The 24,005-nt window shown below is 46.1% G+C and carries 26 protein-coding genes; 11 read left to right on the top strand and 15 right to left on the bottom strand.

Translation table 11 applies throughout. The features are described from left to right. The 4 genes from QF06_RS00970 to QF06_RS00955 form a co-directional block, all read right to left on the bottom strand. Positions 1-1,122 carry a mannitol-1-phosphate 5-dehydrogenase gene (locus QF06_RS00970; RefSeq protein ID WP_043940056.1) on the bottom strand — a complete coding sequence of 374 codons (1,122 nt, stop codon included), beginning with the start codon at positions 1,120-1,122 and terminating at the stop codon, positions 1-3. 1 nt (position 1,123) lies between these two features. Next, positions 1,124-1,555: a PTS mannitol transporter subunit IIA gene (locus QF06_RS00965; protein ID WP_003234440.1), complete on the bottom strand. Its 432-nt coding sequence runs from the start codon at positions 1,553-1,555 to the stop codon at positions 1,124-1,126. A gap of 24 nt (positions 1,556-1,579) precedes the next feature. Further along, positions 1,580-3,016 carry a PTS mannitol transporter subunit IIBC gene (locus tag QF06_RS00960; protein ID WP_043940055.1) on the bottom strand — a complete coding sequence of 479 codons (1,437 nt, stop codon included), beginning with the start codon at positions 3,014-3,016 and terminating at the stop codon, positions 1,580-1,582. Between the two features lie 172 nt (positions 3,017-3,188). Further along, the gene (locus QF06_RS00955; RefSeq protein ID WP_017696160.1) at positions 3,189-3,542 is read right to left on the bottom strand and encodes a hypothetical protein; all 354 of its coding nucleotides are present in this window, start codon (positions 3,540-3,542) and stop codon (positions 3,189-3,191) included. A 164-nt stretch (positions 3,543-3,706) separates the two neighbouring features. Between QF06_RS00955 and ycnK the strand changes: the two genes are divergently transcribed. From ycnK to QF06_RS00940, 3 genes are read left to right on the top strand one after another with little or no spacing between them, the layout of a single operon-like run. Beyond that, the gene (ycnK, locus tag QF06_RS00950) at positions 3,707-4,279 is read left to right on the top strand and encodes a copper uptake transcriptional regulator CutR (RefSeq protein ID WP_041850701.1); all 573 of its coding nucleotides are present in this window, start codon (positions 3,707-3,709) and stop codon (positions 4,277-4,279) included. Between the two features lie 34 nt (positions 4,280-4,313). Next, positions 4,314-5,939 (top strand): copper transporter YcnJ, encoded by a 1,626-nt coding sequence (gene ycnJ, locus QF06_RS00945; protein WP_041850700.1) that lies wholly within the window; start codon positions 4,314-4,316, stop codon positions 5,937-5,939. A gap of 12 nt (positions 5,940-5,951) precedes the next feature. Beyond that, complete coding sequence (locus QF06_RS00940) at positions 5,952-6,566, top strand: YcnI family copper-binding membrane protein (RefSeq protein ID WP_021481748.1); 615 nt, start codon at positions 5,952-5,954, stop codon at positions 6,564-6,566. Positions 6,567-6,609: 43 nt separating this feature from the next. Here QF06_RS00940 and gdh read toward each other — a convergent pair whose 3' ends face one another. From gdh to gabT, 4 genes are all read right to left on the bottom strand, one after another. Next, complete coding sequence (gene gdh, locus QF06_RS00935; protein WP_003246720.1) at positions 6,610-7,395, bottom strand: glucose 1-dehydrogenase; 786 nt, start codon at positions 7,393-7,395, stop codon at positions 6,610-6,612. 19 nt (positions 7,396-7,414) lie between these two features. Further along, the gene (gene glcU, locus QF06_RS00930) at positions 7,415-8,278 is read right to left on the bottom strand and encodes a glucose uptake protein GlcU (RefSeq protein ID WP_003234455.1); all 864 of its coding nucleotides are present in this window, start codon (positions 8,276-8,278) and stop codon (positions 7,415-7,417) included. A gap of 122 nt (positions 8,279-8,400) precedes the next feature. Next, positions 8,401-9,789 (bottom strand): succinate-semialdehyde dehydrogenase, encoded by a 1,389-nt coding sequence (gabD, locus tag QF06_RS00925; RefSeq protein ID WP_014475814.1) that lies wholly within the window; start codon positions 9,787-9,789, stop codon positions 8,401-8,403. A gap of 68 nt (positions 9,790-9,857) precedes the next feature. Then, positions 9,858-11,168 (bottom strand): 4-aminobutyrate--2-oxoglutarate transaminase, encoded by a 1,311-nt coding sequence (gene gabT, locus QF06_RS00920; protein ID WP_041850699.1) that lies wholly within the window; start codon positions 11,166-11,168, stop codon positions 9,858-9,860. 106 nt (positions 11,169-11,274) lie between these two features. On the opposite strand from gabT, the gene gabR reads away from it, so the two are divergent. Continuing rightward, positions 11,275-12,714, top strand: a complete 1,440-nt coding sequence (gabR, locus tag QF06_RS00915) for a MocR-like transcriptional regulator GabR (protein ID WP_041850698.1) — start codon at positions 11,275-11,277, stop codon at positions 12,712-12,714. A 1-nt stretch (position 12,715) separates the two neighbouring features. Here gabR and QF06_RS00910 read toward each other — a convergent pair whose 3' ends face one another. Continuing rightward, the gene (locus QF06_RS00910) at positions 12,716-13,030 is read right to left on the bottom strand and encodes an ArsR/SmtB family transcription factor (RefSeq protein WP_003234476.1); all 315 of its coding nucleotides are present in this window, start codon (positions 13,028-13,030) and stop codon (positions 12,716-12,718) included. 139 nt (positions 13,031-13,169) lie between these two features. Here QF06_RS00910 and QF06_RS00905 point away from each other — a divergent pair, with 139 nt between their 5' ends. From QF06_RS00905 to QF06_RS00890, 4 genes are all read left to right on the top strand, one after another. Further along, entirely contained in the window at positions 13,170-13,457 is a 288-nt protein-coding gene (locus QF06_RS00905) for a putative quinol monooxygenase (protein WP_041850697.1), read from the top strand. A gap of 16 nt (positions 13,458-13,473) precedes the next feature. Further along, complete coding sequence (gene nfsA / locus QF06_RS00900) at positions 13,474-14,223, top strand: oxygen-insensitive NADPH nitroreductase (protein WP_003234479.1); 750 nt, start codon at positions 13,474-13,476, stop codon at positions 14,221-14,223. 163 nt (positions 14,224-14,386) lie between these two features. Continuing rightward, complete coding sequence (locus QF06_RS00895; RefSeq protein ID WP_041850765.1) at positions 14,387-15,265, top strand: TetR/AcrR family transcriptional regulator; 879 nt, start codon at positions 14,387-14,389, stop codon at positions 15,263-15,265. Between the two features lie 19 nt (positions 15,266-15,284). Further along, positions 15,285-16,703, top strand: a complete 1,419-nt coding sequence (locus QF06_RS00890; RefSeq protein ID WP_014478836.1) for an MDR family MFS transporter — start codon at positions 15,285-15,287, stop codon at positions 16,701-16,703. Positions 16,704-16,749: 46 nt separating this feature from the next. Here QF06_RS00890 and yclQ read toward each other — a convergent pair whose 3' ends face one another. Genes yclQ through yclN form a run of 4 tightly spaced genes read right to left on the bottom strand, consistent with a single transcriptional unit; the run spans position 16,750 to position 20,367 of the window. Next, entirely contained in the window at positions 16,750-17,703 is a 954-nt protein-coding gene (yclQ, locus tag QF06_RS00885; protein WP_003246619.1) for a petrobactin ABC transporter substrate-binding protein YclQ, read from the bottom strand. A gap of 21 nt (positions 17,704-17,724) precedes the next feature. Beyond that, a complete protein-coding gene (gene yclP / locus QF06_RS00880) occupies positions 17,725-18,483 on the bottom strand; it encodes a petrobactin ABC transporter ATP-binding protein YclP (protein WP_014475806.1) in 759 nt (252 codons plus the stop codon). Then, entirely contained in the window at positions 18,477-19,424 is a 948-nt protein-coding gene (gene yclO / locus QF06_RS00875; protein ID WP_003246705.1) for a petrobactin ABC transporter permease YclO, read from the bottom strand. Before yclO ends, yclP begins: the two co-directional genes overlap by 7 nt. Further along, positions 19,417-20,367, bottom strand: a complete 951-nt coding sequence (gene yclN / locus QF06_RS00870) for a petrobactin ABC transporter permease YclN (RefSeq protein WP_014475804.1) — start codon at positions 20,365-20,367, stop codon at positions 19,417-19,419. The genes yclO and yclN overlap by 8 nt, the downstream gene beginning before the upstream one ends. 384 nt (positions 20,368-20,751) lie before the next feature. Between yclN and QF06_RS00865 the strand changes: the two genes are divergently transcribed. The 3 genes from QF06_RS00865 (at position 20,752) to QF06_RS20775 (ending at position 22,554) form a co-directional block, all read left to right on the top strand. Then, positions 20,752-22,116: an aspartate kinase gene (locus tag QF06_RS00865; protein ID WP_043940054.1), complete on the top strand. Its 1,365-nt coding sequence runs from the start codon at positions 20,752-20,754 to the stop codon at positions 22,114-22,116. 153 nt (positions 22,117-22,269) lie between these two features. Continuing rightward, positions 22,270-22,383, top strand: coding sequence for a YjcZ family sporulation protein (locus QF06_RS20780; RefSeq protein ID WP_003234495.1), 114 nt, complete (start codon positions 22,270-22,272; stop codon positions 22,381-22,383). Positions 22,384-22,464: 81 nt separating this feature from the next. Further along, positions 22,465-22,554: a YjcZ family sporulation protein gene (locus tag QF06_RS20775; protein WP_015482794.1), complete on the top strand. Its 90-nt coding sequence runs from the start codon at positions 22,465-22,467 to the stop codon at positions 22,552-22,554. A 101-nt stretch (positions 22,555-22,655) separates the two neighbouring features. On the opposite strand, the gene phrC is transcribed toward QF06_RS20775, so the two are convergent. Together phrC and rapC are read right to left on the bottom strand one after the other, a co-directional pair. Further along, the gene (gene phrC / locus QF06_RS00850; RefSeq protein ID WP_003224994.1) at positions 22,656-22,778 is read right to left on the bottom strand and encodes a phosphatase RapC inhibitor PhrC; all 123 of its coding nucleotides are present in this window, start codon (positions 22,776-22,778) and stop codon (positions 22,656-22,658) included. After that, entirely contained in the window at positions 22,762-23,910 is a 1,149-nt protein-coding gene (gene rapC / locus QF06_RS00845; protein WP_043940053.1) for a response regulator aspartate phosphatase RapC, read from the bottom strand. Before rapC ends, phrC begins: the two co-directional genes overlap by 17 nt. Positions 23,911-24,005: the final 95 nt, after the last annotated feature.

The following is a 24,005-nucleotide window of genomic DNA, read 5'->3' as shown; positions in this document are numbered from 1 at the left end:
TTATTGATTAAGTTTCTTTAAAATGATGGCGTGCAACGGTTCATGAGACTGAATGCCGCACACCTCTTGAAGTACGCCGCTGTATCCTTTTTCTTCAATCAGCGCTTGCAGTTCAACCGCTTCAGGATCACCGGTGAAATCGAAGCGCAGTGCTGCGGCAATTCCTTCCGCCAGTGCATTCGGTTCTTTTATTTTCTTTGCCGGGCCTACAAGTCTATCATTTTCTCCCAGTTTTCTGAGAGGTGACCTCGCTACGCGGGTCACATCGTCCGAAATGAAAGGATTTTCAAAGCGACCGATGATTTTTTTGATATATTGTTCGTGTTGAGTTTGCTTAAAGCCATACGATTTGACGAGATAGTCACCAGTTTCAAGCAGCGCCGAATGAACGACACGGCGGATTTCCGGATGATCGATTGCTTCTTTGACCGTCTTGAGTCCGCGCTGATAGCCGACATACGCTGTCACCGCGTGTCCGGTATTGACCGTAAACAGCTTCCGTTCGATGTACGGCGTTAAATCATCAACAAACAGTGCGCCGTTTATGACTGGTGTTTTCCCTTTAAAGCCTGATTCATCAATGACCCATTCGAAAAATGGTTCAACCGATACTTTCAGCGGGTCTTCATGATGCTGAATCGGGACGATCCGGTCAACGGCAGAATTCGGAAAACCTACCGTTTCACTGACGGATTTCTGCTCTGCTTCCGTTAAATGGCTGTATATCTCTTTCTTTAAGAAGCAGCTTCCGCCAATCATATTTTCGCAGGCAATGATATTCAGTGTGTCTGCAGTGTTTCTCCGTCTTAAACCTTCTGCGATAGATGGGGCAATCAGCTTCAGCACATTCGGGCCGACAGCTGTTGTGATGAGCGCCGCCTCATTCATCAGCCGGTACAGCTCTTCGGGCTGACTGCCGCTGTTAATAGCGCTCACCGGGCCAATGACCTCTGATGAACGTCCCTCTTCTGCCAGTTCTACTGTGTATTCTTTTTTTTCGTTGAGGAGGCTGACCATCGTGTCGTTTACATCCGCAAACACCACATCATAGCCGGAGTGATGAAGCAGCGCGCCGATAAACCCTCTCCCAATATTCCCCGCACCGAAATGTAATGCGATCATGTCAGTTCACCTCGTTGAAAATGGCGATCAAATCTTCTTCGCTTTTAGCGGAGATCAGGCGTTCAATATTTTCTTCTTCTGAGCAGATAATGGCGATATTAGACAAAATGTCTAAATGCTCATTATTTTTTCCCGCAATGCCGAATACCACTTTTGCCGTGTTGCCTTCTCCGTACTCAACACCATCTGGAATTTGTATAATTGAAATTCCGGAATGAAGCACCTCGCTTTTCGCTTCTTCTGTGCCGTGTGGAATGGCAATGAAATTCCCCATAAACGTAGAAGACGTTTCTTCACGTTCAAACATTTTGCTAATGTAATCCTCTGTCACGTAGCCGTTGTCAATCAGCGTCTGGCCTGCCAATTTGATGGCCTCTTCTTTTGATGATACCGTTTGGTTGAGTTTAATATTTTCCTTTGCGAGTACTTGCATGAGTATCACTCTCTTTCTATAAGATTACTTTTTCAGCTTTTCAATCAGCTCGTCGTATTTCGGGCTGTTTAAGAAGTTATCCACTGATATGTGCGTCGCGTTCGGCAGCTTTGCTTTCGCGCGGTCTGTTAAATCTTTGTGGGTGATGACAATATCCGCATCACTAGGCAGATTGTTAATGGCCGTGTTGGTCACACTGATGTCAAGCTCCGCTTTTTTCACTTTGTTTCTTAAGATGGATGCCCCCATGGCACTTGATCCCATTCCCGCATCACACGCAAAGATAATTTTGTTCACGCTTTCAGGAGACAGCTCAGACGCTTCTTCTGCTTTGGCTTGTTCCGCCTCTAAAGCAGCTGCTGCTTGGCTTTTCTTCCCCTTCATGGACTGCATTTTTTCTGTTGCGGCAGCCAGGTCTTCTTCACTAGCTTTTGAGGATTTCAGGATCACTGCTAAAACGATGAACGATACAGCTGCAGCGACCAATACACCCGCCAATACGCCGAAATAACCTCCTCTTGGCGTCATTGCCATCAATGCGATAATGCTTCCCGGTGACGCTGCCGCGACAAGTCCGGCATTAAAGATCGTAAACGTTAAAAGTCCGCTTGCTCCGCCGGCAATGGCTGCGAGAATCAGGGCCGGTTTCATCAGAATGTACGGGAAGTAAATCTCGTGAATCCCTCCGAAGAAATGGATGATCGCCGCACCGGGAGCCGTTGATTTTGAAGATCCTTTGCCAAAGAACATGTACGCCAGCAAAATGCCGAGCCCCGGTCCAGGGTTTGCTTCTACTAAAAACAGAATTGATTTTCCTGTTTGGGATGCTTGCTCGATTCCGATCGGGCTTAAGATTCCATGGTTGATGGCGTTGTTGAGGAACAACACTTTCGCCGGTTCTACAAAAACACTGGCTACGGGCAGTAAATTAGCGTGTACAATGACTTCCACACCAGCCGCCAGCAATTTATTTAGCGTCAGGACAACCGGGCCGATGGCGTAAAACGCGAGAATCGTTAAAGCCGCGCCGACAATCCCTGCCGTAAAGTTGTTGATCAGCATTTCAAAGCCTTGTTTGACTTTATCCTTGAATAATTTATCAGTCTGTTTAATGAGGTATCCGCCAAGCGGACCCATAATCATTGCGCCTAAAAACATTGGAATATCCGATCCGACAATCACCCCAATTGCCGCTGTCGCTCCGACAACTCCGCCGCGGTGGTCGTAGATCATTTTTCCGCCTGTATACGCTATCAAAAGCGGCAATAAATACGTAATCATCGGGCTGACCAGCGTGTTCAGCTGTTCATTCGGAAACCATCCTGCCGGAATAAACAGCGCGGTAATGATACCCCACGCGATAAACGCGCCGATATTCGGCATGATCATTCCGCTCAAATAACTCCCAAAGCGCTGCACTTTCACTTTCATGCCGCCTTGCTGCTGTTCTTGCTGCTGCATATATAAACCCTCCCTGTTTTGTTTGTCGCTGTAAGATAAAAAAATATGTTCAGAGAATGATGCTTCCCTTTGACTCTATGTTAAAACGCTTACAGTCCCTATACAATTGAAAGTAAAGAGGACTTTGGCACATGACTGTGACAATTTTTTAAAAATAAAAAGGCTCCTGATATCAGGAGCCTTTTCTCTTTCCTCTATAAATAATGTTGCCGTTTTGAATCACGTACTTTGCGATCATTCGCTCACTCACAATAAAAACGGGATAGGCGCACACAAGCGCAAAAACAGCCATCGGCACGTGCTGTACAGCTGGCAGCACTGAGCCTGCCGCATTGCGGAGGAGCAGCAAAAGATAAATAAGCAGCACGATGGCCGCTAATGATACCAGCATAATCGGAGCTGATACTTTATATTCATAAAGCCGTTCCCGGCAGTGTCCGCAGCGAAATTGACAAGGCACATTTGATGATCTGACCATATCGCCTGTCAAAGGTTTGCCGCAGTTCGGGCATGGTGTTTCTTTCATAGGGTATTCCTCACTTTCTATTCCATCTGTCTATTATACCAGAGTCCCTTCTGTTTCGTTTTGTTGCTGTTCAACACATTTTCACATTTTTTATCATCAGCTTACTTGTCTCTGTCTCTAAAATCCTCTACGCTTAAATAGATCTTAATGAAGAGGGTGTATGAATGCTTCCGATTAATAGACAGCAACACATACTGAAGTGGCTGAAAGAAGAAGGCTCGCTTAGAATTTCTGACATCAGCGCAAGGTTCGGCGTTTCGGAAATGACGGTATATAGAGATGTCAATCAGCTGGTTCAGTCAAATCAGGTCATTAAAACGGCCGGCGGCATCACGCTCCCCGCCCGAACACCTCAAACGGATCATATGTGCAGCTATTGTTTGAAGCCCGTCAATCAAGCTCATTCGGTTCAGCTGATTACGGTAAACCAAGACATTGAACAGCTATGCTGCGCACATTGCGCGTTTTTGCGTTACGCGGATAAAACGGAAGAGGTTTCACACTTGATTTGCAGAGATTTTCTGTTACAGACAACCGTCAGTGCCGGTTCGGCTTATTTCGTCGTAAATGCTGAATTAAACCTGCGCTGCTGCCAGCCGCAGGCCATTCCGTTTGCGACACTTGACCATGCCGAACGATTTCAAAAAGGATTCGGCGGAGCCGTCTGCACTTTCGACCAAGCACTGGAAGACATGCTTCAAGACCGAAAGAAACGCTGCACCTGCACCAAGAAATAACACAACACATACAGCGGAAGGTGGTGTCTGAGTGATGAAGCGAAACAGATGGTGGATCATCCTTCTGCTTTTTCTTGTTTTCCTGCCGAAAACAAGCTTTGCTCACGCCTATATTGTCAAATCTTCACCTGGGGAAAACAGCGAATTAAAAAACGCCCCTGCACAGGTGGAAATCGAATTTAATGAACCGGTTGAAGAAGGGTTTCATTACATTAAAGTCTATAATTCAAACGGCGACCGTGTGGATACGGACAAGACTGAAATCAAAAAAGATAATCATCACATCATGACAGTGAAGCTGAAAAAGAATCTGCCTCATGATGTGTACAGAGCGGAATGGAATGCCGTATCCGCGGACGGGCATCCGGTTTCCGGCGTCATCCCGTTCAGTATCGGGAAAGCGGATGGCGGATTCAGCAGCCAAAAAGCAGCCGATTCAGCGCTGAATCCGGGAACAGCAGCAGATCGCGCGATTCTGTATACAGCCCTATCTCTGTTTAGCGGAACGGTTTTCTTCCATCTTTTCTGGTATAAAGGGAAATCAGAACAGCTCGTCAAACGGACGAGACGTATCCTGACCGGCTCGATCGCAGCACTGGGGCTGGCGCTTTTGCTTCAGCTTCCGATTCAGACAAAAGCGAACGCAGGCGGCGGCTGGGGCAGCGCATTCCAGCCGGGCTACATCAGAGAAACACTGTTTGAGACAGCAGGCGGCTCCATTTGGATCATACAGGCCGCGCTGTTCGTGCTGCTCGCACTGTCTGTCATCCCTGCGATACGGAAAAACCGCTTTTCATCCTTTGGCTATTGGACAGCGCCGCTCATTTTCTTTTTCGGTCTCCTGCTTGCCAAGGCGTTTACCGGGCATGCTGCTGTCGTTGAAGAAAAAACGGTCGGCATTTTGATGGATTTCCTTCATTTAACTTCCGCTTCCATCTGGGTCGGCGGAATAGCGGCACTCGTTTTGCTGCTCTCAAAAGAATGGAGGCAGCCTGACAAAACGCTCGCGTGGGAGACGGTCAGACGGTTCTCTCCATGGGCGCTCACTGCAGTCGGCGTCATTTTGTTTTCAGGCTTGCTCAATGGATTTTTCATCATTCGTTCAATGGATTCACTGTTCCATACAGCGTACGGCCAAGCTCTTTTAGTGAAAAGCGGGCTGTTTGTTTTCATGCTGGTCTTAGGTGCGATTCATTTTCTGCTTACCAGAAAGCAGCGCCGCACAGGAATCAGCCGAACGTTGAAAGCGGAGTGGGCAATCGGCATCGCTGTATTGATCACAGCGGCCGTGTTTACAAGCCTGCCAAGCCCGCCTGAGCCAGCGCCGGAACCGTTCTACCAAACCAAAGCGATTGAGAACGGACAAAGCGTTTCTCTCAGCATCAGCCCAAACCAGCCCGGAAAAAATGTTTTTGAGCTGCGTGTCACCGACCATAACGGAGATCCCGTGAAAAACATCCAGCAAATGACGTTAACCGTTTATAAAACAGGCCTGTCAGGCAGCGAAAACAAAAGCACCTTTACATTAGAAGAAAAAACAAAAGGCGTCTTCCAAGATCAAAACCTGTCGATTAATGAAAAAGGAAACTGGAAGATCAAAGTCCACGGCCTGACCGGCGACTTTAACGAAATCAATATCATGTTTACAAAGACCAATTAAGGAGTGTTTACGTTGTTGAAAAAAATCGCATTGACACTATGTCCGGCTATTGTCGGCTCCCTCTTATTCTTTACGGCCCCTGCCAGCGCGCATGTTTCTGTAAAACCGGCTGAGTCTGCTGCAGGCTCTTGGGAAACGTATACAATGAAGGTTCCTTCTGAGAAGAATCTGCCGACAACGAAGGTTGTCCTCAAAATGCCGAAGGATGTTGAATTCCAGCAATATGAGCCAATTCCGGGCTGGAAGGTTTCCACTCAAAAACATGATGACAAATCAGTGTCCGTGACATGGGAGGCGACTGACGGAGGCATTCAGGAAGGACAGTTCCAGCAGTTTACCTTTGTTGCCAAAAACCCTGACAAAGCGGAGGAAGCTGCTTGGGACGCATACCAATATTACAAAGACGGCAGCATTGTTGAGTGGACAGGTGACGAGGATGCCGATACACCTCATTCCATTACAAACATCACGTCTGCAAAACAAGTGACAGATGAGCACGGCGCCACGAAAACAAAAGACGATTCCGAAAACCCAGGTTCTTCAGCTCTAGACATTACAGCGATTGTGCTGTCTGCGGCTGCCATTATTTTATCTGTAGCAGCGCTTGTTAAGAAAAAGCGTGCATAATAAAAAAAGCGATCCAGATGTCATGTCTGGGTCGCTTTTTTATTTAACCGCGTCCTGCCTGGAATGAAGGATATTGTGTCATGCCGCCGTCCGCGAATAACGTGATGCCTGTGACGTAGCTGGCTTCCTTCGAAGCAAGCCAGGCTGCCACTGCGGCGATCTCCTCCGGTTCGCCGATATATCCCATCGGGATCATGCTTTCTACATCTGCTTTCTGTTTAGGGTCAGCAAATTTTTCAGCATTGATTGGCGTATTGATCGCACCTGGCCCGATATTGTTCACGCGAATGCCCTTCGGCGCGTATTCCAACGCCAATGTTTCTGTCATCAGCTTTATCCCGCCTTTACTTGCCGCGTAGTGAACAAATAACGGCCAAGGAATCACTTCGTGCACACTGGACATGTTGATGACATTTCCCTTGATATCGTTTTCTACGAAATATTTAATCGCTTCACGGCTTCCTAAAAAGGCACCTGTTAAGTTTGTGCCGATGACTTTATCCCAATCCTTAAGCGGCATTTCGTGAGATGGCACAGGATTTTCAAGACCGGCATTATTAATCATAATATCGAGTGTGCCGAACTCTTTAATTGCCGTTTGCACGATATTTTTTACATCTTCCTCTTTCGTGACATCTCCTTGGACGACAACAGCTTCACCGCCCGCCTTGATGACCTCTTCTTTTACCTCGTTCGGATCTTGTTTATTACTATAATAGTTGATAACCACTTTTGCCTGCTCCTTGCCGAAGCGAATGGCCATTGCCTTTCCGAGCCCTGAAGCAGCTCCTGTAATAGCGACGACTTTTCCTTTTAAATCCGGATACATATACATCTTCCTCCATTTGTTATGAATTTGTTTTGGCGATTCCCAAGAATACAGCGGCAGCAATAATCAGGATAATTCCGATCGCAATTGCTATAAGCTGGCGTTTCGTTTTCTTTTCACGCAGGATGAAAATACCGCCGAGCGTAGAAATGACAATTCCCATTTGTGAAAGGGAAAAGCTCGTTGCAACGCCGACTCGCGGCTGAGAAATAAACAAAAACATATTTCCGCCTGCCCAGATTAACCCTGGGAGAATATTTCTGATCGCATACTTGTTAAAGGGTTTGTGTCTATAGGTTAAAACTAACCCCCCGACCACCATGCCAATTGCCTGTGGCAGCAGCGCGGACCAGCCGGACACATTGAATAATCTAGCCACGACTACATAAACCAAATAACCAAGAGTCGAAACAAGGAGAATCAAAATGCCCTTTTTCAAATTGCTTGGCTCGCCCTCTTTTTTATCATTCTTATCTTCCAAGGACGTGAGAATGATTCCCACAATGATAAAGATCAAAGCGAGAACGCCAAGCGTAATCGCAATCGGTGTTGACCATTCGCGGAACACGATCACACCGAAAAGCGAGGTGGAAACGAGCTGCATTCCTGTGGAAATCGGCATTGTTTTCGACACGCCCATCAATTGAATGCTTTTCAGCTGGTTGGCCTGTCCAAGTGACCAAAATAAGCCGGATACGATTCCAACAATAAAAATGCGAAGTGACAGAACGGGCTGAACAAAAAAGTAAATAACGATAGAAACAATGAGTGCCCCGATCGTCGTTCCCAGTGTCTGGCTGTACGGCCCGCCGCCTAATTTCACATTGAAGAGAACAATGCTCCCCCAAAACAAAGCCGGGAGAAGAGCCAATAATAAATCCATTGTTGGGGAACCTTCTTTCAAAATGTATTTGCTGTTATTTTGGCTGGAATTGTTGTGATTATTCGCCGGAACACAAAAAGAGCTGCCGGAAAATCCGGCAGCTCTCAGGAGCGTGCATTTTTTTATAAACCGATGGACAAATATTTTGTTTCAAGGTACGGCTCGATACCTTCTGAACCGCCTTCACGGCCAATGCCGCTTTCTTTCATTCCGCCGAATGGCGCTTGAACCGCTGACGGTCCGCCGTCATTCCAGCCGATAATGCCATACTCTAGATTCTCGGAAATATAGATGCCGCGGCGGTAGTTTTCTGTGAAGAAGTAAGCAGCCAAGCCATACGGTGTATCGTTGGCAAGCTGAATCGCTTCATCAATATCAGAAAACGTGACGATCGGGGCGACCGGGCCGAATGTTTCCTCATGCATGATGTTCATGGACGTATCGACATCGGTGAGCACTGTCGGATTCACAAAGTAGCACCCTTTGTCATCGTTTCGGTCATATGTGCCCCCAGCAATAACCTTCGCGCCTTTTTCAACCGCATCATCTATTTGGCTGACGATTTTTTCGAAGCCTCGTTTGTTGATGATCGGTCCGACATTGACGCCTTCCTCAAGTCCATTTCCGACTTTCAGCTTAGACACTTGCTCGCTCAGTTTCGCAGCAAATTCATCCTTAATGGATTCATGAACGATCAGGCGGTTGGCGCATACGCAGGTTTGGCCGGCGTTTCGGTATTTGGACGCCATCGCCTGTTCAACAGCAAGGTCAATGTCTGCATCTTCATCTACGATCAGCGGGGCGTGTCCGCCGAGCTCCATTGAGACGTGCTTCACGGTGTCCGCGCTGTTTTTCATAAGGATTTTCCCTACAGGTGTTGAGCCTGTGAACGTGATTTTGCGGATTTTCGGACTGCTTGTGAACACATTTCCGATTTCTTCTCCATCGCCGATTACAACCTGAAGAACATCCTTCGGAATGCCCGCTTCATATGCGAGGCGCGCTAGTTCATAAGCAGACAGCGGTGTGTCCGGCGCCGGCTTGATGATAAATGTACAGCCAGCGGCAAGAGCAGGCGCCGCTTTGCGTGTAATCATCGCATTCGGGAAATTCCAGGGCGTGATAGCAGCAACGGGGCCGACCGGCTGGCGTGTGACAACAATTCGTTTACCCGTTGTCGGGGCCGGGACCGTTCTTCCGTACACACGCTTCGCTTCCTCTGCGAACCATTCGATATAGCCTGCGCCGTAAAGCACTTCGCCAACTGCTTCCTTGTATGGTTTTCCGTTTTCCTTTGTAATTAAATCTGCAAGCTCTTCTTTATGTTCAACAATCAGCTCATACCATTTTTTCAAAAGAGACGCTCTTTCGTTCGCTGATGTTTTAGACCACGTTTTAAACGCTTGATGTGAACGTTCAATGGCTTCTTCTACCTCTTTGGCTGATTGCTGAGGAATCGTTTTGATCTCCTCGCCCGTAGCCGGGTTGTAGACCGTTAATTGATCTGGCATATTGAACATTCCTTTCTTTTCATGATTACTTAAAATGATAGCAGACCCGGCCGTTTTCTTTCCAATGATTAAGCTCGCAGGCCCGCCTCCAAGATGCTGAGCCCTTCATTTAATAGGCTGTCTGAGATGACGAGCGGTGTCAAAAAGCGGATGATATTACCGTTAATTCCCGCTGTCAGCAAAAGTAATCCGTTTTGATTCGCATAGGCCGCGATCGCTGCTGCTTTTGCCTTATCAGGCTCACGCGTGTCAGGATCCTTGACGATTTCGATTGCGGCCATCGCCCCGAGTCTGCGGATGTCACCGATGAACGGGAATTCTTGTTTCCACTCACACGCCTTGTCTTCAATGATTTTGCCAATTTCTTCAGATCGCTCATTCAGTCCTTCTTCTTCGATAATATCCAAGACTGCCAAAGCCGCCGCGCAGCCGAGCGGGCTGCCGGCATACGTGCCGCCCAGCTCCCCTGGCGCTGCCGCATCAAGCATTTCCGCACGCCCGATCACGCCGCTTAATGGCAGGCCTGCCGCAAGCGATTTAGAAACCGTGATCAGATCGGGCACTACATCAAAGTGCTCAATTGCGAAATAAGTGCCAGTTCTGGCAAAGCCGGTTTGGATTTCATCAGCAACAAAAACAATGCCGTGTTCTTTGCAGAATGAAGCGACGTGCTGTACGAACCGTTTCGAAGGAATAATAAACCCGCCTTCTCCCTGCACTGGCTCCAACACGACACACGCCACCGTTTCAGGCGCCACTGAAGCGATAAAGAAATCATTGAACGCTTGGATCATCATGTCGTCATAGCTTTCATCATTCATGCCGGCCGGCTTCTGATAATAATAAGGGAACGGCGCTTGATAAACCTCTGGCGCAAAAGGCCCGAAACCGAATTTATAAGGTTTTACCTTGCTTGTCATGCTCATCGTCATATTCGTGCGTCCATGAAACCCGCGCGTAAATGAGACAACGCCTTGACGCTTTGTATACTTTCTGGCGATTTTCACGGCGTTTTCGACCGCTTCCGCCCCTGAGTTAAGAAAAATCGCTTTTTTCTCATGGCTGCCCGGCGCGATGCCGCACAGTTTTTCTGCTAATTCGATATAAGTCGGGTACATCATGACATTAAAACCAGGATGAATCAGCTCCTCCGCCTGCCGCTTCACAGCCTCAACCACCTTCGGATGCGAGTGTCCGACATTTAACGTGCCGATAGCGCCTGCAAAATCAATAAATCTCCGGCCGTCCAGATCGTACAGCTCGGCCCCTTCTCCTTTGACCGCCAGACTGCGGTTGCCGTTGCTCACACCTTTTGACACAAATTGATCCCGTTTTTGCTGCCATTGTGCAGTTGTGATGCTTACTGTTGTTTGACTCATGTGAATATCCCCCTGTCGGTATTTTCTTATCATTCTGACTTCTCTTTGGTATGATGAAAAGTACCAATTATAACTTTTTGATGGTATCAGAAGGAGAAACTACAAAATGGATATCACAATTACACTCGATCGTTCAGAGCAAGCCGATTATATCTATCAGCAAATTTATCAAAAGCTGAAAAAAGAAATCCTCAGCCGCAATCTGCTGCCTCACTCGAAGGTTCCCTCCAAGCGGGAGCTGGCTGAAAATCTCAAGGTCAGCGTAAATTCAGTGAATTCAGCCTATCAGCAGCTGCTGGCTGAAGGGTATTTGTACGCCATTGAACGAAAGGGTTTCTTCGTGGAGGAACTAGACATGTTTTCCGCCGAGGAACACCCTCCATTTGCACTGCCGGATGATCTAAAAGAGATTCACATCGACCAGAGCGATTGGATATCGTTTTCACACATGAGTTCCGATACAGACCATTTTCCCATCAAAAGCTGGTTCCGCTGCGAGCAAAAAGCGGCCTCCCGCTCATACCGCACGCTCGGCGATATGTCACATCCGCAAGGGATATATGAAGTGAGAGCGGCCATTACCAGGCTCATTTCCCTGACGAGGGGTGTAAAATGCAGGCCAGAACAAATGATCATAGGGGCAGGCACACAGGTGCTCATGCAGCTGTTGACTGAGCTTTTACCCAAGGAAGCCGTGTATGCGATGGAGGAGCCTGGCTACAGACGCATGTATCAGCTTTTGAAGAATGCCGGAAAACAAGTCAAGACGATCATGCTGGATGAAAAGGGCATGTCGATTGCTGAAATCACCAGACAGCAACCAGATGTGCTAGTGACCACCCCGTCGCATCAGTTTCCGTCCGGAACGATTATGCCTGTATCCAGAAGAATTCAGCTGCTGAACTGGGCAGCCGAGGAGCCGCGCCGATATATCATTGAGGACGATTATGATAGTGAATTCACATATGATGTAGACAGTATTCCGGCGCTGCAAAGCCTCGACCGTTTTCAAAATGTCATCTATATGGGAACCTTTTCAAAGTCCCTTCTCCCCGGCTTGCGGATCAGCTATATGGTGTTGCCGCCTGAGCTGTTGAGGACATACAAACAGCGGGGCTATGATCTGCAGACTTGCTCATCACTTACACAGCTCACCCTGCAGGAATTTATCGAGTCTGGTGAATATCAGAAGCATATAAAAAAAATGAAGCAGCATTATAAAGAAAAGAGAGAACGCCTGATCACCGCTTTAGAAGCAGAGTTCAGCGGAGAGGTTACCGTAAAAGGGGCAAATGCGGGACTGCATTTTGTTACCGAATTTGATACCAGGCGCACCGAACAAGACATCCTGTCACATGCTGCCGGGCTGCAGCTTGAAATATTCGGAATGAGCCGATTTAACTTGAAGGAAAACAAGCGGCAAACGGGCAGGCCCGCTCTCATTATCGGCTTTGCACGGCTGAAGGAAGAAGATATTCAGGAGGGTGTGCAGCGGCTTTTCAAAGCGGTTTACGGACATAAAAAAATCCCCGTTACAGGGGATTGATTCACCAGCGGTCCTGGTCTACATTCAGCACGGCTTCAAGCAGTCCCGGAAATGCCTTTTCAAGGTCTTCAGCGCGAAGCGAATAATACCGGCGCTTTCCTTCTATCCGAACTTGAGCGATGCCTGATTCTCTCAAAACTTTAAAATGATGCGACAAAGTCGATTTGGCAACCTGCACATCTGCACAGGTGCTGCACGTTTTTTCTTTTGCTTCAGCTAATTGCTTGACGAGTTCTAAACGAAGCGGATCACTAAGTGCATGAAGAACCTTTGTCAGCTGCAATGTTTCTGTTTCTGGATGGTTTGGAATGTTCATGACACAAATGTATCACACAACAATTAGAATGACAATTTTACTATATAAGGGTTTTTCCTTTACCTCATTTAGAATACATGTTACATTTAGTTCGATGAAATTCGAACAATAAATTCGCATAACAACGGAGGAGATTTAAATGATCGTATTACAAGCTTACATCAAAGTAAAACCAGAAAAACGCGAGGAATTTTTGAGCGAGGCTCAATCACTTGTTCAGCATTCAAGAGCTGAGGAAGGCAACGCGCAATACGACCTATTCGAAAAAGTAGGCGAAGAAAATACATTTGTCATGCTTGAAAAATGGAAAGATGAAGCGGCAATGAAATTCCATAACGAAACTGCGCATTTCCAAGGGTTTGTCGCAAAAGGAAAAGAACTGCTGAGCGCTCCTCTTGATGTTGTCCGCACAGAGCTTAACGAGTAAAGGAAGGGTGTCTCATATGAATGAAGTGATTAAATCTTTAACAGACCACCGCTCGATTCGCAGCTACACAGATGAGCCTGTAGCTCAGGAGCAATTGGACCAAATCATTGAAGCGGTGCAATCAGCCCCTTCTTCTATCAACGGACAGCAAGTGACTGTGATCACAGTCCAGGATAAAGAGCGCAAAAAGAAAATCTCCGAGCTGGCAGGCGGCCAGCCATGGATCGATCAAGCTCCTGTTTTCCTGCTGTTCTGCGCAGATTTCAACCGGGCCAAAATTGCGCTTGAAGATCTGCATGATTTCAAAATGGAAATCACAAATGGATTGGAATCTGTTCTTGTCGGCGCAGTAGACGCTGGTATTGCCCTCGGCACAGCAACAGCAGCGGCTGAGTCACTCGGACTTGGCACAGTTCCGATCGGTGCAGTTCGCGGGAACCCTCAAGAGCTGATCGAACTGCTTGAGCTTCCGAAATACGTGTTCCCTTTATCCGGCCTTGTCATTGGGCATCCTGCCGACCGTTCAGCGAAAAAACCGCGCTTACCGCAGGAAGCTGTCAATCATCAGGAAACTTATTTGAATCAGGATGAGCTGACGTCTCACATTCAGGCATACGACGAACAGATGTCTGAATACATGAATAAACGGACAAACGGAAAAGAAACAAGAAACTGGTCACAGAGCATCGCTTCCTACTATGAGCGCCTGTACTATCCGCACATCCGTGAAATGCTTGAAAAACAAGGATTTAAAGTTGAAAAATAAGCTCTTATTCGGCCTGTCGGATTTTCCGGCAGGCCTTTCATTTACCCGGTTAAAATCCATTGACTTCTATTTTGTTTATCTGGTAAAATTTTTTCATTGTTACTCATTGGTTTTCTGTGAACCAATGGGTTTTCTAATGTTCAAGAAAGAAGGAAGCCATGAGATGCTTGATAAAAAAACAGATATCTTGTTAGCCGCGCGAAAGCTTTTTTCGGAAAAGGATTTTACGTCGGTTTCCATGCAGGCGATCGCAGAAGAATGTAAGATGTCAAAAGCTTCGATATATAAGCTGTTTCAATCTAAAGAAGATCTGCTTTTGGAGCTGCTGTCATTTAACCAGAAGCAAATGGTGGCCGCGGCCTCAAGACTTCAGGAAAATACCGCACTTACACCGGAGGAGCGTTTGACGCAAAAGGTCAAAATGGAACTGGAGGGCTTCAGGCGGAATCAGCAGTTTTTCAATATGCTGACCTACGGAAACCCCAAGCTGCATAATGACCGGGTCAAACAGCATATCCATCAGACCAGATCGACGATTATCTGCTGGCACCGCGATTCGCTGATCCAGGCGTATGGAGAAACCATTCTCCCATTTGTGTGGGATTTGGTCATCATTCTTCATGGTATGATGCGTGAGTTTTTAATGCTGATCAAAATCGAGGAAAAACCGCTTGAGCTTCACCCGATCGCAGAGTTTATCATCAGCACCCTCAATCAGATTATCAAAAACAGGGAAACCCGCCAGTCTCTTCTTCCGCCCGAAGCCATCGAGCTTTATATTCATTCAGCATCCTCCTACAAGCCAAAGGATAAATCAGTCCTATTATCGGAAAGCCTGAAGGAATTACATAAAGGCATCTCTTCCCTGTCCGCCGCGGACTATGACGTAGATGAACTGACATCCGCAGCCGCTATGCTGGAGGAAGAAGCGAAGAAGGAAGAACCCCGCGCTTTTTTACTCAAATCACTGATTGGCTATCTGGAACAAACCGGTGTTTTAACACAGCCCGTTTCCATGTTAAAAACACTGTTAATTACTTAGAGAAAAGAAGGGATATGTATTGAACACAAGTATTGAACAAAAACCTTTTAACCGTTCTGTCATTGTCGGCATTTTGTTAGCCGGAGCGTTTGTGGCGATTTTGAACCAGACATTGTTGATTACCGCACTTCCCCATATCATGAGGGATTTCAATGTCGATGCCAACCAAGCACAATGGCTGACAACATCATTTATGTTAACCAACGGGATTTTAATTCCGATTACCGCGTTTTTAATTGAGAAATTCACAAGCCGGGCGCTGCTCATCACAGCAATGAGCATTTTCACTGCCGGAACAGTCGTCGGAGCGTTCGCGCCGAACTTCCCGGTTCTGCTGACAGCGCGTATCATTCAAGCGGCTGGAGCCGGCATTATGATGCCGCTCATGCAGACTGTATTCCTGACAATCTTTCCGATTGAAAAGCGCGGCCAGGCTATGGGTATGGTCGGATTGGTCATCTCATTCGCGCCTGCGATCGGACCGACTCTTTCCGGATGGGCTGTCGAAGCTTTCTCTTGGAGATCATTGTTTTATATTATTCTTCCGTTTGCTGTGATTGATTTGATTCTTGCCAGCATCCTGATGAAAAACGTGACGACTTTAAGAAAAACACAGATTGATATTTTATCAGTCATCCTTTCAACATTTGGGTTCGGCGGCCTTCTGTACGGCTTCTCAAGCGTCGGCTCTTATGGCTGGTCCAGTTCAACCGTCTTGATTTCACTGCTGGTGGGTGTCATCGCGCTGCTCTTGTTTATCACAAGACAAATGAAGCTTGAAAAACCGATGCTGGAATTCCGCGTCTTCACGTTTGGCGTTTTCAGCTTAACAACACTGCTGGGAACCCTCGTCTTTGCATTATTGATCGGTACGGAAACCATCCTGCCGCTTTATACACAAAATGTCAGAGACGTCACAGCTTTTGATACAGGGCTTATGCTCCTTCCGGGAGCCGTTGTGATGGGCTTTATGTCGCCGATTATCGGCAGAATTTTTGACCGTGTCGGCGGAAGAGGGCTGGCGATTGCCGGTTTCTGCATCATTTTCCTGACATCTCTGCCGTTTATGCAGCTGACTGACCATACGTCACTCGCTTGGATTGTCGTTTTATACACCGTTCGTCTCTTAGGCACCGCCATGATCATGATGCCGGTGACAACAGCCGGAATCAACGCGCTGCCGCGCCACTTGATTCCGCACGGAACTGCGATGAACAACACGATTCGCCAAGTCGGCGGCTCGATCGGAACCGCACTATTGGTTTCCGTGATGAGCAACCAGGCGGCACATGCAGGCACGACAAATGTAAAGCACGCCGCCCTGCACGGCATGAATGCCGCTTTTATTGTGGCTGCCGTCATTGCACTTGTCGGCTTCCTTCTCTCATTCACATTAAAGAAACCTCAGCGCCCTGCCGAACAGCAGCCGGCACGCTGATTAACAAAAAAAGAGCCCCGCTACTTAGCGGAGGCTCTTTTTGGTTTTACTTTTCTAAACCGTCTTTCACTTCTTTAATCATTTGCGTCATAGACTCAAGTCCGCCTCCTGATAAATACCAAGTAGCAGAATCAAGGTAGATGACATGACCATTTTTCACTGCGTTTACGTTTTTCACATAATCGTTTTCCACGACTTGTTTTGTAGATGATGTTTCTCCGATTGCTGTACCGCGGTCAATAACAAACAAGTAATCAGGGTTTGTTTTTGAAATGTACTCGTAAGAAACACTTTGTCCGTGCGTAGACGCTTTGATGTTTTGATCAGCCGGAGCCACGCCGAATACGTCATGGATCAGGCCGTATCTTGATTTAGGGCCGAACGCGCTGATTTTTCCATCGTTCGCCATGATGACGAGACCGTTTTTGTTAAGCTTTTCAGCGGTTTTCTTTACATCTGCGATTGAGTGATCAATGTTTGCGAGCTCATCTTTCACTTTGTCTTCTTTATCAAAGATTTTACCGATTGTTTCAGCGTCTGATTTAAATGATTCCATGTACTTCGCTGTATCTACACCAAGGTAAATCGTCGGCGCAATTTTAGAGAATTCTTTGTAAGACTCAGATTGTCTTGCTGAAATAATGATCAGATCAGGATCTAATTCTGCCACTTTGTCGAAGTCTGGCTCTTTTAAGCTGCCGACATCAGCGTATTTGTCATCCTTGAATTTGGACAGATATTTAGGAAGGACTTGTTTCGGCAGGCCCGCTACTATATCATCAAGTCCTAGTTTATCTAATGTATCTAAGCTTCCAAAGTCAAATACGACAACTTTTTTAGGGTTCTTCGGTACTTTTGTGCCGTTTTTGTCGAGCTGGTGTTTCACTGTGATTTGTTCTTTCTTTGTATCAGAACCTTTGCTGCTTGTGCTTTGGTTTCCGCATGCAGAAATGACAACGGCAGTGACCAAAGCGATGAATAGTAACGCGAACTTTTTCATGCTCCTCACCTCTTCTATATATTAAGAAAAATAAACACCTATTCTTTGATTATCAATCGTCTGAATCGGGATGGTCATATCGTAGATTTCCTCAAGCACTGACGTTTCTATCATTTCTTCAGGTGGTCCTTCTTTTACGATTCGGCCGTTTTTCAAAGCGACGATATGGTCAGAATAGACTGAAGCAAAATTGATATCGTGAATAACGATGACGATCGTTTTTCCAAGCTCCTCTACCAGCCGTTTCAGCAGTTTCATAATTTCAACTGAGTGTTTCATATCCAGATTGTTCAGCGGCTCATCCAGAAAAATATAATCTGTGTCCTGGGCAATGACCATGGCGATAAATGCCCTTTGGCACTGTCCGCCGCTCAGCTGATCCAAGTATTTGTCTTGAATGTCTTCCAGCTTCATATAGCTGAGCGCCTGGTTGATATGAACCCAGTCTTCCTCTGTCAGCCGGCCCTGTGAGTACGGAAACCTGCCAAAACTGACGAGGTCTTTGATCGTGAGCCTGATATTGATTTGGTTCGCCTGCTTCAAAATGCTCATTTTCTTGGCAAGCTCTTTGCTGTCACATGCTCCAATCTCTTGTCCGTCTATGTAAATCTCGCCGGAATCCTTTTTGATCAGGCGGCTCATGATAGACAGCAGCGTACTTTTGCCGGCGCCGTTAGGACCGATAAACGAGGTGATTTTGCCCTTTTGAATCGTGACTGACGTCTCTTCAAGAACAACTTTCCCGCCATATTGTTTGCTTACATTTCTGACCTCTACCATGATTTATTCTCCTTTAACAGCAAGTAGATAAAATAAATCCCGCCGGCAAAATTAATAATGACGCTCAGCGTCGTTGAGAAGGTAAACACTTTCTCAACCACAAACTGCCCTCCGACCAGCGCAATGATGCTGATGAAAACGGAGCCTGCGATTAAGTATGAATGCTTATATGTTTTCAGGAATTCTCTCGCCAGGTTGACGACCAGAAGGCCTAAAAACATAATCGGCCCGACTAGCGCTGTTGAAACAGAAACCAAAATCGCAACCACGATCAGCATCTGCTTCACCACTTTGTCGTAGTCAATGCCCAAATTCACGGCGTGCTCGCGTCCGAGCGACAGCACATCGAAAAATTTTGTAAAACGCCAGACATAAACGCCTGTCAGCAGGAAGATGATGAACGCGAGCCATAACAAATCCGTATTGATATTGTTAAAGCTGGCAAACATCTTGTCCTGCACAACTTGGAACTCGTTCGGATCAATCAGCATCTGCATAAAAGAAGACAGGCTGCTGAACAGCGTGCCAAACACGATTCCGATAAGCAGAAGGAAAAAGATATTTCTCCCCTCACCCTTGAACATGATCTGATACAAAACAAGAGAAAACAGGATCATCAGCAGAACAGAGATGATAAAGTTGATGTTTTTATTCATGATGACCATATTCGCAGAACCGAACAAAAAGATAATGCCAGTCTGAATCAGCATGTAGAGAGAATCAAGGCCCAAAATGCTCGGCGTCAGGATGCGGTTGTTCGTAATCGTTTGAAAGATCATGGTCGAAAACGCAATCGCTCCCCCAGTCAGCACAATGGCAGCGACTTTTTTGATTCGTCTCGGCAGGGTGTAATCCCAATTGCCTAAGTCATAAAACAAAAACAAGCCAATACATACAATGGCTAAACCAACGAGCAAAGCTATTTTCATCTGGTTACGCATAGGCTTTTCTCCTTAACAGCATAAACAGGAAAATGCCGCTGCCGATGATTCCGACCATCAGGCCAATCGAGATTTCATAAGGGAAGATAATGATTCTGCCCAGTATATCGCAAAACAGCACAAAAACTGCTCCCAACAGCGCAGTATGCGGCAGGCTGCTCTTCAGATTGTCTCCTCTGTAAATCGATACAATATTCGGGATGATTAAACCGAGAAACGGCAGCATACCGACAGTCAAAATGACAAGAGACGTGATCAGGGACACGATAATGAGCCCGATGTTCACAACCCGTTTATACTTGAGGCCGAGGTTGACAGAAAAGCTTTCACCCATACCGGCCAATGTGAATTTATCCGCATACACATAGGCAATGATAACGAGCGGAATACTCAGATAAAGAAGCTCGTATCTTCCTTTCACGACTAAAGAGAAGTCTCCCTGCAGCCATGATGACACATTCTGGATCAAGTCATATTTATATGCGATAAATGTCGCGATTGAACTGACGATATTCCCGAGCATTAAACCGACAAGCGGAATAAAGATGGTGTCGTTAAACTTGATTCTTTCAAGGATTTTCATAAACAGAAAATTTCCTGCAAGGGCAAAGACAAACGCGACCAGCATTTTGATTAAAGGACTGGCGGATGTAAACAGCAGCAAGGAAATTAAAATGCCGAGCCTCGCCCAATCCATCGTGCCCGCCGTCGTCGGTGACACGAATTTATTTCTGCTGATCTGCTGCATAATCAAACCGCAGATGCTCATGCTTAATCCCGCAATGACAATGCTGATCAATCGCGGCAAACGGCTTGCAAACAGCGTTGACGCCTCTTGTTTGCTTAAATCGAAGAGATCAAGCGGCGACAGATCTTCTACACCGATAAATACAGATGTGACTGCTAATATGATAAGTAGAATAAATAAGTAACGTAGCTTCATGCTGCCTCCTTACATCCTTACAGCAAAAAGAACGTATCTCCTACTCCGCAAGGACTCAAAACAATATGGCCATATAGTAATTGATTATCATTATCATTTACATATTACCATTTTTATAGGGTTAGTCAATATTCTTTAAAAATATTAACCTAGTCATTTATCAATTTTACTAATCATTCTAACCATTTTCCATCCCAAAACGTTAGGCTGTTTACCATATTTATCTTTATAACGCAGGCATACGGTCAGCAAACCTAACATTATTCCTCGTGAAAAATACAAATGTTCTCCTGAGAAAGAAATTCCCCCTTGATTTACAGTACTGAAAGAGAGATAATAAATACTAAATTTGTGTGAAAATTTTAAACATTAGGAGATGTAAACATGAAGGTCGTTAAATTCGGAGGCAGCTCACTTGCTTCAGGCGCCCAGCTTGACAAGGTGTTTCACATCGTTACCTCAGATCCGGCACGGAAAGCTGTAGTCGTTTCAGCTCCGGGAAAACGCTATGCCGAGGATACGAAAGTGACTGATCTCTTAATCGCATGTGCAGAACAATATTTGGCAACAGGCAGCGCACCTGAACTGGCGGAAGCTGTTGTGGAACGGTACGCTCTCATCGCCAATGAGCTTCAGCTGGGGCAAAGCATTATCGAAAAAATCAGAGATGATCTGTTTAAGCTTTTAGAAGGAGACAAAAGCAATCCCGAACAATACCTTGACGCAGTCAAGGCCAGCGGAGAGGATAACAATGCCAAACTGATCGCCGCTTACTTCCGTTATAAAGGCGTCAAAGCGGAATATGTAAACCCGAAGGATGCCGGCCTCTTTGTGACAAATGAACCCGGCAACGCGCAAGTTCTTCCTGAATCCTATCAAAACCTCTATCGTCTTCGGGAACGTGACGGACTCATCATTTTTCCCGGTTTTTTCGGATTCAGCAAGGATGGCGATGTGATCACATTCTCACGGAGCGGTTCTGATATTACCGGTTCGATTCTTGCCAACGGACTACAAGCCGATTTGTACGAAAACTTTACAGACGTGGACGCTGTGTATTCTGTCAATCCGTCCTTCGTTGAGAATCCAAAGGAAATCAGCGAGCTGACATATAGAGAGATGCGGGAGCTGTCCTACGCGGGCTTTTCAGTGTTTCATGATGAAGCGCTCATTCCGGCATTCAGAGCGGGGATTCCTGTTCAGATCAAAAATACGAACAACCCCTCAGCCGAAGGCACCCGCGTCGTCAGCAAGCGGGATAACACAAACGGGCCTGTCGTCGGCATTGCCAGCGACACCGGTTTTTGCAGCATTTATATCAGCAAGTATCTCATGAACAGAGAAATCGGTTTTGGCCGCAGAGCCCTTCAAATCCTGGAGGAGCATGGTTTGACGTATGAGCATGTTCCATCGGGAATCGATGACATGACAATCATTTTACGGCAGGGGCAAATGGATGCCGCCACTGAACGCAGCGTCATCAAACGGATCGAAGAGGATTTGCATGCCGATGAAGTCATCGTCGAGCATCATCTCGCCCTGATTATGGTTGTAGGGGAAGCGATGCGCCACAATGTCGGTACAACGGCAAGAGCCGCCAAAGCATTATCAGAGGCACAGGTGAATATCGAAATGATCAATCAGGGGTCTTCTGAAGTGAGCATGATGTTTGGCGTAAAAGAAGCCGAAGAAAGAAAAGCCGTTCAAGCGTTATACCAGGAATTTTTCGCGGGCGTGCTGATCTCTTAATCGTACATAAATAGCGGGCGGCAGCGCCCGCTATTTTTTTATATCACCTTCATATAGCCGAATTCTTCATTTTTTCTCTTGTCCACTATTATCCCTGCCAAATGGATCGGTTCAGCATATCTTATAGTATCCTTCATAGGGAGGTGAAACCTTATGTCAGGATACTCTAACGGCGGCGGTTACGGCGGCATCAGTTCTTTCGCTTTAATCGTTGTATTGTTTATTCTATTAATTATCGTAGGGACTGCGTTTGTTGGCGGCTTCTAAGCTGCTGACCGTCTCTGCGGGACCCTGTCCGCCACAGTTTTGCAGCATTTGCTGAAGCAATCTCGCAAGGAGGTGCACAAAATGTCAGGTTACGGAACTTCTTTCGCTTTGATTGTTGTGTTATTTATCCTCTTGATCATTGTGGGAACTGCATTTGTAGGAGGCTACTAAATAAACGTAATCTCCATGAAGGCGCGGCACCGCAAGACTATGTCTTGCGGTGTTTTTTTGAAAAGAAAAACCCCTTCTCGCTAATGAGAAGGGGCTTGTTCTTACGTCATTCCTCTTTCTGTCACATGAAAGTCGAGTGCTTCCGCATTAGCAGAAACGCCAGCCGCTGTAAAAATCGCGGCTGCGGCCAAACAAATAACAAACAACTTAGATTTCAATTTCATACAAACCTTCACTCCTTTGTATTTGTTTTCTTGCCTCTTCAACTTGTAGAAAGTAGGAAGCAGACAGTTTAAACCATTTCTGTTCATAGTAATATTTTGCTACTTCTAGGGCTAAATCCTCTATATCAGCGTACATATTTTTATTTTTTAAGTACTGGAAACATCGTTCGATTCCTTCTTCATTGGGCTGATCCTGATATAGGGATTGCAAAAACTCGAATTTTACGGCATAGTCTGCATCGTCTGTTTCTTTAGCATATTCATAGCCCCGCTTGTGATATTCCGAAGCTTTATCATGTTTTCCCTGTTTATAATAAATCAGGGTGATTAAAAAATAGGCTTGCGGGAGAGAATTGACGATCCTGCTGCTTTCAAATGTGAAGACCGCTTTTTCAAAGTAATCAATGGCAGGGTCTAGAAGGTCTTGATTGTAATAGCATAATCCGAGATTGTAGTATGCTCTTCCGACCAGCTGGGCTTTTTGTTCCGCTTGGGCCATATTGAGCGCCAATTTGAAATGGCGTGCGGCTTGTTCGAAATTTCTTTCATCCATCAGGTTGACCCCGAAGACGAAATGGCATTGAATGATTCTCACATTATAGGTTTCCTGCTCCACGTAAATTTCATAGGCGTTTTTTATATTAATCAATGAAAAATACGTTTGCTTCATATAATAATAAGCTTCCGCGATTTTAAAATAAAATTCAGCCCGTTCAATATGGTCTGCGACAAAGGAGAGCTTTTTCTCCGCCTGTTTATAGTATGTAATGGCAGAAATAAATTCCCGCTTATCAAATTCATACATCCCGCGAAAAAAATTCACGTAATAGTCGAGCAGCCCTTTGAGATCTGCCTGGTTGCTGTCAATGTTTCTTGATAATTCAGACAGGCTTGGCTGGTCTTCGATATTTAATTTCTCTAACGGCTCAAGATAATCCAGCATAAGCTGGTGCCGGAATTCCATTAGTGAATAATAAAGCAGCAAGTTGGAATCATGCTGCATGTGTTTCAGTTCCTGCTGGATTTCAGCTTTTAACACTTCGGCATCCGGCACGCTGAATGTCCGGATATATCTGTACCACTCGTTAATTTTTTGACCGACCGCTGAAGAAGGAATTACCCCGCTCTTCATTCCTTCACCCTCTCCCATCAAAAACTGTTTATGTCATATTTTATCATGTTTATAGACCGTCCCAACCCGAAAAACACGCAATCTTTGTTTTCGGG

Source organism: Bacillus sp. YP1, from assembly GCF_000877815.1.
In the GTDB taxonomy this organism is placed as follows: Bacteria; Bacillota; Bacilli; order Bacillales; family Bacillaceae; genus Bacillus; species Bacillus subtilis.
The sequence above is the reverse complement of the archived record's forward strand: the minus strand, read 5'-3'. Positions and strand labels throughout refer to the sequence as shown.

What these genes read in the sequence shown, in the direction of transcription:
- QF06_RS00970 (WP_043940056.1), bottom strand. Translation starts at nt 1,122, where the DNA reads ATGATCGCATTACATTTCGGTGCGGGGAATATTGGGAGAGGGTTTATC.
- QF06_RS00965 (WP_003234440.1), bottom strand. Translation starts at nt 1,555, where the DNA reads ATGCAAGTACTCGCAAAGGAAAATATTAAACTCAACCAAACGGTATCA.
- QF06_RS00960 (WP_043940055.1), bottom strand. Translation starts at nt 3,016, where the DNA reads ATGCAGCAGCAAGAACAGCAGCAAGGCGGCATGAAAGTGAAAGTGCAG.
- QF06_RS00955 (WP_017696160.1), bottom strand. Translation starts at nt 3,542, where the DNA reads ATGAAAGAAACACCATGCCCGAACTGCGGCAAACCTTTGACAGGCGAT.
- ycnK (WP_041850701.1), top strand. Translation starts at nt 3,707, where the DNA reads ATGCTTCCGATTAATAGACAGCAACACATACTGAAGTGGCTGAAAGAA.
- ycnJ (WP_041850700.1), top strand. Translation starts at nt 4,314, where the DNA reads ATGAAGCGAAACAGATGGTGGATCATCCTTCTGCTTTTTCTTGTTTTC.
- gdh (WP_003246720.1), bottom strand. Translation starts at nt 7,395, where the DNA reads ATGTATCCGGATTTAAAAGGAAAAGTCGTCGCTATTACAGGAGCTGCT.
- glcU (WP_003234455.1), bottom strand. Translation starts at nt 8,278, where the DNA reads ATGGATTTATTATTGGCTCTTCTCCCGGCTTTGTTTTGGGGGAGCATT.
- gabD (WP_014475814.1), bottom strand. Translation starts at nt 9,789, where the DNA reads ATGCCAGATCAATTAACGGTCTACAACCCGGCTACGGGCGAGGAGATC.
- gabT (WP_041850699.1), bottom strand. Translation starts at nt 11,168, where the DNA reads ATGAGTCAAACAACAGTAAGCATCACAACTGCACAATGGCAGCAAAAA.
- gabR (WP_041850698.1), top strand. Translation starts at nt 11,275, where the DNA reads ATGGATATCACAATTACACTCGATCGTTCAGAGCAAGCCGATTATATC.
- QF06_RS00910 (WP_003234476.1), bottom strand. Translation starts at nt 13,030, where the DNA reads ATGAACATTCCAAACCATCCAGAAACAGAAACATTGCAGCTGACAAAG.
- QF06_RS00905 (WP_041850697.1), top strand. Translation starts at nt 13,170, where the DNA reads ATGATCGTATTACAAGCTTACATCAAAGTAAAACCAGAAAAACGCGAG.
- nfsA (WP_003234479.1), top strand. Translation starts at nt 13,474, where the DNA reads ATGAATGAAGTGATTAAATCTTTAACAGACCACCGCTCGATTCGCAGC.
- QF06_RS00895 (WP_041850765.1), top strand. Translation starts at nt 14,387, where the DNA reads ATGCTTGATAAAAAAACAGATATCTTGTTAGCCGCGCGAAAGCTTTTT.
- yclQ (WP_003246619.1), bottom strand. Translation starts at nt 17,703, where the DNA reads ATGAAAAAGTTCGCGTTACTATTCATCGCTTTGGTCACTGCCGTTGTC.
- yclP (WP_014475806.1), bottom strand. Translation starts at nt 18,483, where the DNA reads ATGGTAGAGGTCAGAAATGTAAGCAAACAATATGGCGGGAAAGTTGTT.
- yclO (WP_003246705.1), bottom strand. Translation starts at nt 19,424, where the DNA reads ATGCGTAACCAGATGAAAATAGCTTTGCTCGTTGGTTTAGCCATTGTA.
- yclN (WP_014475804.1), bottom strand. Translation starts at nt 20,367, where the DNA reads ATGAAGCTACGTTACTTATTTATTCTACTTATCATATTAGCAGTCACA.
- QF06_RS00865 (WP_043940054.1), top strand. Translation starts at nt 20,752, where the DNA reads ATGAAGGTCGTTAAATTCGGAGGCAGCTCACTTGCTTCAGGCGCCCAG.
- QF06_RS20780 (WP_003234495.1), top strand. Translation starts at nt 22,270, where the DNA reads ATGTCAGGATACTCTAACGGCGGCGGTTACGGCGGCATCAGTTCTTTC.
- QF06_RS20775 (WP_015482794.1), top strand. Translation starts at nt 22,465, where the DNA reads ATGTCAGGTTACGGAACTTCTTTCGCTTTGATTGTTGTGTTATTTATC.
- phrC (WP_003224994.1), bottom strand. Translation starts at nt 22,778, where the DNA reads ATGAAATTGAAATCTAAGTTGTTTGTTATTTGTTTGGCCGCAGCCGCG.
- rapC (WP_043940053.1), bottom strand. Translation starts at nt 23,910, where the DNA reads ATGAAGAGCGGGGTAATTCCTTCTTCAGCGGTCGGTCAAAAAATTAAC.